Consider the following 9673-nt stretch of genomic DNA (forward strand, 5'->3'; position numbering starts at 1 on the left):
GTATTCACACACCGTGTGCGCGCCGGGCTCGCATATGCCCCTCGCACACTCTCCCCAGGCGCCCACCAGGCGAGTTGACTCCACATGCGCTTGCAAGGGATGTGAAACGACTACGGAAAGGAGCGGACTCGTGGCCGCCGATCCCGAGCATCCCGTCGTTCATGGAGAACTCGCAGAGTTACGGCGCCGCCTCGACGTGGCCTACGCCCGCGTCGAGGGCGGGCTGGCTCTGCTCAGCCACCGCACCGAGGAGACCGCCAAGGAAATCGACGAGCTCAACACCCGGATCCACACGCTCGAGCACACGCGCTGGCCGCTGCCCGCGGTCGCCGCCCTCACCGCCGTGGGTGCCCTCGTCCTGGCGATCTGGCAGGCGCTGGGACGCTAGGCCCTGTCCTACCTAGGGCAACGCGTCCTGTCCGAGCCTGAGATGGTGCAGCAGAAGTAACGCGGCCGCCATGTTGGCGGCCGGGACCTCGCCGCGGGCGACCATGTCGGGGACGAGCTTGAGGGGAACCCATTCCCGGCGGTCCGACTCGAAGTCGTCCACGGGATGCCCGACATACTCGCCCTCGTCGGCCCAGTACACGTGGTGCCGGGCGTCGGTGAGCCCGTTGGACGGCTCCACGCTCATGAGGTGGTGCAGGGGTCCCGGCCGCCAGCCGGTCTCCTCCTCCAGTTCCCTGGCGGCCGCGCGGGCGATGTCCTCGCCGTCCTCGACGACGCCCGCCGCGAGTTCCCACCCCCAGCTGTCCGTGATGAAACGGTGCCGCCAGAGCAGCAGCACCTCGTTGGCCTCGTTCACCACCGTGGCCACCGCGACAGGCCGCAGCCGTATGAGGAAGTGGTCGAGGTGCCGGCCGTCCGGTAGTTCGACATCCGCGAGATTGACGCTGAACCAGCGGTTTGAGTACACAGTTTGTTCGTTGTGTTTCGTCCACTGCACGGTTCTGCCACCTTCCGTCGAGTAAGTGGCAATATCGCAGCAGGGACGTACGGACAGCAGGCGCACAGGAAGTCGCTCGGGATGACGCGGCGCCGCTGCCCCGGATCTACAACGGTACGCGCAGCGCCCCGTCGATGAGTTCGGCGGCCTCGGCCGTGCCCGCGCCACCGCTGCGCACCAGATGCTCGCGCACCGCGCGCAGCCGGTCCCGCAGCCGCTGGGATTCCATGCCGCGGGCCTGCTCGGCCATCTGCACGGCGATGGCCACCGCCTTGTCGGCATTGCCCTGCCGCAGTTCGATGGTGCTCAGCATGGCCAGCCGGTGCACCCGGCCGCGGTCGTGCGCCGGGTTGTCGACGGCGGCAGCGGCATGCTCCCCGGCGGCCGCGATCTCCCCGAGGCTGAGCAGCGCCTCCGCCACCTGGACATTGACCAGCCCCGGCTGGACATAGCCGGTCTCGTCGGGCTCGTACCCACGCCGGATGCGCTCGGCGGACTGCTCGGCCCGCCGGATGCAGGACAGGGCACTGGTGCCGTCGCCGAGATGCGCGTACGCCTTGGCCTGCATCGCGTACAGGTCGGAGGCGAGCGCCGGGGTGATCTGCTTGCCGGCGGCCCGCAGCGCGGCCTCCGCGAAGGCGACGGACTGCCGGTACTCCCGCATGAACAGCGACTGGTTGACGAGCAGGGCGATCACATACGCCCCGAGCCCCCGGTCCCCGCTGGCCTTCGCGAGCCGCAGCGCCTGGTGGAAGTAGCGCTGGGCGAGGCCGTGGGCGTCGGAGTCGTAGGCACAGATCCCGGCGACGGCCACCAACCCGCCCGTCGCCCGGTGGAGTTGCCTGCCGGTCTCGTCGGTGTAGCTGCCGCGCAGCAGCGGGGCGGCCTCGGCGTTGAGGAAGCCGACGATGCGGGCCCGCGTCGCTATGCCCCCGGCCTTGCGGTACAGCTGCTCGTAGTGGGCCCGGGCCGACCGCAGCATCTCCAGGTCGCCGGCGGTGACCCGGTGTCTGCCGCCGCGGGAGACGTCCACATCCTCGGGCGGGTTCTCCCACTCCCACACCGGCATGACGGCGGGCGTACCGGTGAGCGCGGGGGCGCCCAGGATGTGCGGGCGCTGCTGCTGGTCGGAGCGCCACAGGGCGGTGGCCCGCTCGACGAACCCGGACAGCGAACCGGTGTGCGGGGCGGACGGCTCGCCGGGCATGCCGAGTCCGATGTCGTCGAGGGTGACGTGCCGTTGGAGCCGGGCGGCGAGCACCTCGCAGATCAGGTCGGGCACCTGGCCCCTGGGGCGCTGCCCCTTCAACCACCGGGCGACGGCGGTGTGTTCGTACCTCAGGGACAGGCCCCGTGCCCGTCCCGCCTGGTTGACATGTGCGGCCAGCCCCGCGTGCGAGACCCCGGCTTCGTCCAGGATCGCGTCGAGCAGAGTGTTGGGCTGCATGTGGGCCCCCCGGTGGCTCGGTGCGGCCAGATTAGTGGTTCCGCCTTCACACGGGGTGTGAACGGAGTGCTCGAATCCGCGCTGTGCGCGCACTGTCGCACAGAGTCGCCGGCCGGTTGACTGAAATGCCTCGCAAGAGGCCGGCCGGGCCGCCGGCTCCCCCTCGTACAGTGCGGCGGCCCGCCTTCGCCGTCCGCCCAGCCGCCTGCCCGACACTCCGTGGCGGGGCGGACGGCATCGCCGGCCATGGGTTCTATGGCGGTGGTGTCAGAGGTGGGTTGTCGGCCGCGGGTGCGTCGTGGCTGGTCGCGCCCACGCGGCGGAGCCGCAGATCGACACAGCCCCGCGCCCCCGGGGGCACGCATGCGCCGTTCCTCAGGACCAACAGGGCGATGTCATCGGCCGGGGCGCCATCGGTGTGATCGACCAGCGCGCTCCGGACACGGCGGAGAACCGCCTGCGGTACGAGCGACTCCTCCCGTGCGACGCTCGCCAGCACGACCGGCAGGGGGAAGAACCGGCCACGCGAGTCCCTCGCGTCCTGGACGCCGTCCGTGTAGAGGAACAGCGCGTCGCCGGACGGGAGATGCCCCAGACCGACGGTCGACAACACGTCCGGCAGGGGAAACACTCCCAGCGGCGGGTACGGATCGGCGGGGGCGAGCTGTTCCACCTCCGTGCCGCTCAGCCGGTACGGCCAAGGGTGCCCGCAGTTCAGGGCGACCATCTCGCCGTCGGCGCGGATCTCCACCAGGAGCAGGGTCACGAACTCCTCGGCGACGCTCGCCGGATGCTCCTGGCGCAGATGCCGGTCCAGGGCGCGTTCCAGCCGGCGCAGCACCCCGCCGAGGTCCTCCTCGTCGTACGCGGCCTCGCGGAAACAGCCGAGCACGGCGGCGACGGTCCCGAACGCGCCGATCCCGTGCCCGCGTACGTCGCCCATCACAGCCCGCACGCCGTGCTCGGTGGCGACGACCTCGTACAGGTCACCCCCGATCGCGGCCCCCGGCTCCGCCGACAACGGAACGGCGCCGACGTCCAGCCCGCCGATACGCGAGGGCAATGGCCGCAGCACCGCGTTCTGCGCGGCAGCCGCGACCCGGCGCAACTGCCGCAGCTCACGCACCAGCGTCCGCCGCACATGAAGCATCAGCCCGGTACCGACCACGAAGAAGACGGCACCGGGCAGAGAGAGGCTGCACACCCGACCCCTGAAGCGGATCATGCCGATGGCCCCCCAATAGGCCCTTACAGCACACAGACGGACCGGCCTCAAGAGGCCGGTCCGATTCTGTCCACAGCACACCCGGAAGGGCAGGCTCACCCACGTTTGCCACTCAAATGAGTGAGCCTGCCCGACCGGCTAACTCCGCAACTCGGCCCCCACACGCTCCCCCGCAAGGGCCACCGCCGCATCCCGAGCCGCCGACGCCTCATCCACCGTCAGCGTCCGGTCGACCGCGCGGAACCGCAACGCGTACGCGAGCGACTTCCGCCCCTCACCCAACTGCTCGGCGTTCTCGTACACATCGAACAGCCGGATCGACTCCAGCAGCTCCCCGGCCCCGGCACGCAGAGCGTCCTCGACCTCCGTCGCCGGAACCACCGCGTCGACGACCAGAGCGACATCCTGCGTGGCCACCGGGAACGCGGAGATCCGCGGCGCCGTCAGCGTGGCATCGCCGGCCTTCTCCACCGCGTCCAGGTCGATCTCCATCGCGCAGGTACGCGCGGGCAGCCCCAGCGCCTTGACGACGCGCGGGTGCAACTCGCCCGCGTGCCCCACGACCCGCTCGGCACCGTCCACGGTGATCGCCAGCTCGGCGCACCGGCCCGGGTGCCACGGCCCGTACTGCCCCTTGCGGATGATCAGCTCGGCGCCCGCCTCACGGGCGACGCTCCGCGCCGACTCGACCGCGTCGGCCCAGTCGGCCGGACGGCCCTTGCCCCACCAGCCGGACTGCTCACGGGCACCGGCGAGGACGACGGCGGCGTGCCGCGGCTGCACGGGCAGCGCCGCGTTCAGCTCGGCGAGTTCCTCGTCGGTCGGGCGGCGGTCGACGGACAGCACGGCGGCGGTCGGCTGCTCCTCGCGCGGCTGGAAGACCAGGCCGGTCTCGAACAGCGCGAGATCGTGCGAGCCCCGGCCGTCGTTGCGCCGCAGGGCACCCAGCAGGCCCGGCAGCAGCGAGGTGCGCAGCGCGGGCTCCTCGTCGCTCAGCGGGTTGCTGAGCTTCACGACACGGCGTGCCGGGTCGTCGGAGTCCAGGCCGAGCTGGTCGAAGACCTGCTCGCTGACGAACGGGTAGTTCGGCGCCTCGACGTACCCGGCACCGGCCAGGGCCCGGCCGACGCGGCGGTGCAGCCGCTGCCGGTGGGTCAGGCCACGGCCGGCCGGCGGCCTGGGCAGCGTGGAGGGCAGGTTCTCGTAGCCCTCCAGGCGGATGACCTCTTCGGCCAGGTCGTTCGGGTCGGTGAGGTCGGGCCGCCAGGACGGCACGGTGACGATCAGCTCGTCCTGCCCGTACACGTCACAGCCGACCTGCTGAAGGCGGCGTACGACGGTCTCGCGGCCGTACGTGACGCCCGCGACCTTGTCCGGGTGGTCGGCCGGGACGGTGATGGTGTGCGGCGCGGTCGGGGCCAGTACCTCGGTGACACCGGCCTCGGCGGTGCCGCCCGCGAGCAGGACCAGCAGGTCGACGGTGCGCTGGGCGGCAGCGGCCGCGGCCTGCGGGTCGACACCGCGCTCGAAGCGCCGGGACGCCTCGGAGGACAGCCTGTGCCGGCGGGCCGTACGCGCGATCGACACCGCGTCGAAGTGCGCGGCCTCGATCACCACGTCGGCCGTGGCGTTCTCCACGTCGTCGTGGTCGGCGATCTCCGTGTTGGCGCCGCCCATGACACCGGCGAGCCCGATCGGGCCGCGGTCGTCGGTGATCACCAGGTCCTCGGCGCCCAGCGTGCGCTCGACACCGTCGAGAGTGGTGAGCTTCTCGCCCTGCTCGGCCCGGCGCACTCCGATGGTGCCCTGGACCAGGCCGCGGTCATAGGCGTGCAGCGGCTGGCCGAGCTCCATCATCACGTAGTTGGTGACGTCGACGGCGAGCGAGATCGGGCGCATGCCGACCTTCTGCAGCCGGCGCTGCAGCCAGATCGGGGAACGGGCCTCGGCGCTCAGGCCGGCCACCGTGCGGGCGGTGAAGCGGTCGCAGCCGGTGGGGTCGGAGATCCGCACCGGGTAGCCGTACGCGTTCGGGCCGGGCACGTCGAGCAGGGCCGGGTCGCGCAGCGGCAGGCCGTAGGCGATGGCGGTCTCGCGGGCGACGCCGCGGATGGACAGGCAGTCGCCGCGGTTGGCGGTGACGGCGATGTCCAGGACCTCGTCGACCAGCTCCAGCAGCTCGACGGCGTCCTTGCCGATCTCGGTCTCCGGCGGCAGCACGATGATGCCCTTGGTGCCGTCGTCGCCCATGTTCAGCTCGTCGCTGGAGCAGATCATGCCGCGCGACATCTTGCCGTAGGTCTTGCGCTCGGCGATCTGGAAGTCACCGGGCAGGACGGCACCGGGCAGCGCGACGACGACCTTGTCGCCGACGGCGAAGTTGCGGGCGCCGCAGACGATCTCCTGGGGCTCGCCGGTGCCGTTGGCCTGGCCGACGTCGACGGTGCAGAAGCGGATCGGCTTCTTGAACTCCGTCAGCTCCTCGATGGTCGCCACCCGGCCCACGGCCAGGGGGCCCTTGAGGTCGGCGCCGAGCTGCTCGACGGTCTCGACCTCCAGACCGGCCGAAATCAGCTTGGCCTGCACGTCACGACCGGTCTCCGTCTCCGGCAGGTCGACGTACTCCCGCAGCCAAGAAAGCGGGACCCGCATCAGATCTCCATCCCGAACGGCCGGGTGAACCGGACGTCACCCTCGACCATGTCTCGCATGTCTTCGACGTTGTGGCGGAACATCAGCATCCGTTCGATGCCGAACCCGAAGGCGAAACCGCTGTACTTCTCCGGGTCGACACCGCAGGCCCGCAGCACGCGCGGGTTGACCATGCCGCAGCCGCCCAGCTCGATCCAGCCCTCGGACGAGCAGGTGCGGCAGGAGCGGTCGGGGTTGCCGACGGAGGCGCCGCGGCAGACGTAGCAGACCATGTCCATCTCGGCGGACGGCTCGGTGAAGGGGAAGAAGTTCGGCCGCAGCCGGGTCTTCATGCCCTCGCCGAACAGCGACTGGACCATGTGGTCCAGGGTGCCCTTGAGGTCGGCCATGGTGAGGCCCTCGTCGACCGCCAGCAGTTCGACCTGACGGAAGACCGGCGTGTGCGTGGCGTCCAGCTCGTCGGTGCGGTAGACGACACCGGGACAGATCACGTAGACCGGCAGCTCACGGTCGAGCAGGGAGCGGATCTGCACGGGCGAGGTGTGGGTACGCAGCACGACGCCGGACTCGGTGCCGCCCTGCGGGCCCTTGACGAAGAAGGTGTCCTGCTCGCCGCGGGCCGGGTGGTCCGGGCCGATGTTCAGGGCGTCGAAGTTGAACCACTCGGCCTCGACCTCGGGCCCCTCGGCGACCTCGTAGCCCATGGCCACGAAGATGTCCTCGATGCGCTCCGACAACGTGGTGAGCGGGTGCCGCGCCCCGGCGGGTACGCGGTCGTGGGGCAGCGTGACGTCCACGGCCTCCTCGACGAGCACGCGGGTGTCCCGCTCGGCCTCGAGTTCGGCCTGGCGGGCGGCGAGGCCCTTGTTCACGGCGCCGCGTGCCTGGCCGACGCGCTTGCCGGCCTCCGCCTTGGCGTGCGGGGGCAGCGCGCCGATCTCGCGGTTGGCGAGGGCCAGCGGGGAGGTGCCGCCGGTGTGGGCGACCTTGGCCTCCTGGAGTGCGTCGAGGGAGTCCGCGGCGGCGAAGGCGGCGAGCGCCTCGTCCCGCATGCGCTCGATCTCTTCCGGTTTCAACGTCTCGACCTCGACAGGGTCGTACGACTTATTCGGTGCCGACATCTCTTCCCGTGCTTCCGATTGGCTGGCTGAAGGTCCCCGGTCACCGACTCGGACGGCCGTCTGAAGGGACACAAAGGTGCCAATGGCCGAGTCTAACGGGGTGGAGGTATACGAATGCGCCCGCGGGCGGCTCAGGCGAGATAGGCCGGAGCGCTCACGGGCAACGTAAATCGGAACTCGGCGCCGGCGCCGGGCGCGCGGCCGACCGTGATGGTGCCGCCGTGGGCCTCGACGATGCCCTTGACGATGTAGAGCCCGAGGCCGGTGCCGCCGCGCTTGCTGCCCCGCCAGAAGCGGGTGAAGACGCGGTTCATGGACTCCTCCGGGATGCCGGTCCCCTCGTCGCTCACCGTGACCGACGTGGCTGCGTTCTCGGCGTACTCGCCCTCGCGGAGGGACGCCGTGGCCGTGACGTCGATCGTGACAGTTCCCTCGCCGTGCCGCACGGCATTTTCCAGGAGGTTGCTGAGCACCTGGTCGATCTTGTCGGGGTCGGCCCACAGATCGGGCAGCGGCTGCTGGACGCGCAGCAGGAACCGGTCGGCCCCCTGCCCGGCGGCGACGTAGGCCTGGATGTGCCGTCCTACGGCCGCGCCGATGTCGACGGGCTGGCGGCGCACCTCCAGCCGGCCGGAGTCGATCCGCGAGATGTCGAGCAGCTCGGCGATGAGCCGGGTGACCCGGTCGGCGTCGGCGTCGACGGTCTCCAGCATCAGCCGCTTCTGGTCGTCGGTGAAGCGTTCCCACTTGGCGAGCAGCGTGGCGGTGAAGCCCTTGACCGACGTGAGCGGGGAGCGCAGTTCGTGGGCGACCGTGGCGATCAGCTCGGCGTGGCTGCGCTCGGTGCGGCGCCGGGCCTCGGTGTCGCGCAGAGTGACGACGAGGCGCCGGACGGGCCCGGTGGGCCGGCTGCGGACGTAGCGCGCGGAGACCAGCACCTCACGCCCGCCGGGGAGAAGGAGGTTGCGCTCGGGCTGTCCGACGCGGATGGCGAGACCGCCGTACGGGTCGGTCAGCTGCCACCAGCGGCGGCCTTCCAGGTCCTCTAACGGCAGGGCCTTCTCCAGCCGCTGCCCGAGGGCGTCCCGGGCGCTGACCGCGGTGATGCGCTGGGCGGCGGCGTTGAAGCAGATCACGTGGCCCTGCTCGTCGGCGACGACGAGTCCGTCGGGCAACTGGTCGGGGTCGATGCCGAGGCCGGCGAGATCACCGGGCGGCCCGAACGCGGGCGGGTTCCCGGCGTCCTGGGCTCCCGGTGCGCTGCTCGTGCCGACGCTCATCCCCGTTCCCCACCTCTCAGGTTCCATGGGGGTCCCCCCTGCTCGAGCGCAGCCGACAGCTTGGGGGAGGGTCCCTGAGCTGGTCACCCTACTAGTTCCCGGTGACGGAACGGCACCCTCCGGCGGCGCGCTGTGCACGCGCGGACGCATAGAGACATACGGCGGCGGCGGTGGCGAGGTTCAGGCTCTCGGCCTTCCCGTGGATCGGAACACGCACGACGGCGTCGGTGAGGGCGCGGGTCTCCTCCGGGAGGCCCCAGGCCTCGTTGCCGAAGACCCAGGCGGTCGGCCCGCCCATGGTGCCCTTGTCGAGCTCCTCGTCGAGGTCGCGGTCACCCGCCCCGTCGGCGGCGAGGACCCGGACACCGGCGGCCCGCAGCCTGTCGACCGCCTGCTCCACGGGGACGCCGACGGCGACGGGCAGGTGGAACAGGGAACCGACGGAGGCGCGGACGGCCTTGGGGTTGTACACGTCGACGGAGGCGTCGGTCAGGACGACGGCCTCGGCGCCGGCGGCGTCGGCGCAGCGCAGTACGGTCCCGGCGTTGCCGGGGTCGCGGACGTTCGCGAGGAGGGCGACGAGCCGGGGCCGCGCCTCGAGGACCTCCCCGAAGGGCGTGTCCAGGAAGCGGCAGACGCCGACGAGTCCCTGCGGGGTGACGGTGGTGGAGACGTCGGCGATGACCTGCTCGGAGGCGAGGTGCACCCGGGCACCGGCGTCCCGGACCGCCCCCACGATGTCGGCGTACCGCTCGGCGGCCTCCAGCGTCGCGAACAGCTCCACGAGCGTGGCCGTGTCCCCGGCCCGATGCCCGGCCGCCTCGCGCACGGCCTGCGGTCCCTCCGCGAGGAACAGCCGCTCCTTCCCCCGGAAGTTCCGCTTGGCCAGCCGCCGCGCGGCCAGGACGCGGGGCGAGCGGGGGGAGATGAGCTCGGGCGTGGCGGGGGACATCGTGTTCACTTTCTCGTAGCTGCACAGCAGGACCCGCAGGCCGTTCGGCC

At 71.6% G+C, this 9673-nt stretch carries 8 protein-coding genes; 1 reads left to right on the forward strand and 7 read right to left on the reverse strand.

Annotation, left to right across the window (positions count from 1 at the left end):
* Nucleotides 1-130: 130 nt before the first annotated feature.
* A complete protein-coding gene (locus ACFTZL_RS34425; RefSeq protein ID WP_184597347.1) occupies nucleotides 131-388 on the forward strand; it encodes a hypothetical protein in 258 nt (85 codons plus the stop codon).
* 12 nt (nucleotides 389-400) lie between these two features.
* Here ACFTZL_RS34425 and ACFTZL_RS34430 read toward each other — a convergent pair whose 3' ends face one another.
* The 7 genes from ACFTZL_RS34430 to ACFTZL_RS34460 form a co-directional block, all read right to left on the reverse strand.
* Complete coding sequence (locus ACFTZL_RS34430) at nucleotides 401-946, reverse strand: NUDIX hydrolase (RefSeq protein WP_189726532.1); 546 nt, start codon at nucleotides 944-946, stop codon at nucleotides 401-403.
* A 106-nt stretch (nucleotides 947-1052) separates the two neighbouring features.
* Nucleotides 1053-2393: a transcriptional regulator gene (locus tag ACFTZL_RS34435; RefSeq protein WP_382591078.1), complete on the reverse strand. Its 1341-nt coding sequence runs from the start codon at nucleotides 2391-2393 to the stop codon at nucleotides 1053-1055.
* Between the two features lie 253 nt (nucleotides 2394-2646).
* Nucleotides 2647-3597, reverse strand: coding sequence for a PP2C family protein-serine/threonine phosphatase (locus tag ACFTZL_RS34440; protein WP_382591081.1), 951 nt, complete (start codon nucleotides 3595-3597; stop codon nucleotides 2647-2649).
* A 159-nt stretch (nucleotides 3598-3756) separates the two neighbouring features.
* Entirely contained in the window at nucleotides 3757-6270 is a 2514-nt protein-coding gene (gene pheT, locus ACFTZL_RS34445) for a phenylalanine--tRNA ligase subunit beta (protein WP_382591084.1), read from the reverse strand.
* The gene (gene pheS, locus ACFTZL_RS34450; protein ID WP_193480287.1) at nucleotides 6270-7391 is read right to left on the reverse strand and encodes a phenylalanine--tRNA ligase subunit alpha; all 1122 of its coding nucleotides are present in this window, start codon (nucleotides 7389-7391) and stop codon (nucleotides 6270-6272) included. Before pheS ends, pheT begins: the two co-directional genes overlap by 1 nt.
* A gap of 131 nt (nucleotides 7392-7522) precedes the next feature.
* Nucleotides 7523-8671, reverse strand: coding sequence for an ATP-binding protein (locus tag ACFTZL_RS34455; protein WP_382591088.1), 1149 nt, complete (start codon nucleotides 8669-8671; stop codon nucleotides 7523-7525).
* Between the two features lie 91 nt (nucleotides 8672-8762).
* The gene (locus ACFTZL_RS34460; protein WP_382591091.1) at nucleotides 8763-9623 is read right to left on the reverse strand and encodes a TrmH family RNA methyltransferase; all 861 of its coding nucleotides are present in this window, start codon (nucleotides 9621-9623) and stop codon (nucleotides 8763-8765) included.
* Nucleotides 9624-9673: the final 50 nt, after the last annotated feature.

This window comes from Streptomyces sp. NPDC056948 (assembly GCF_042674225.1).
Lineage (GTDB): Bacteria > Actinomycetota > Actinomycetes > Streptomycetales > Streptomycetaceae > Streptomyces > Streptomyces purpurascens.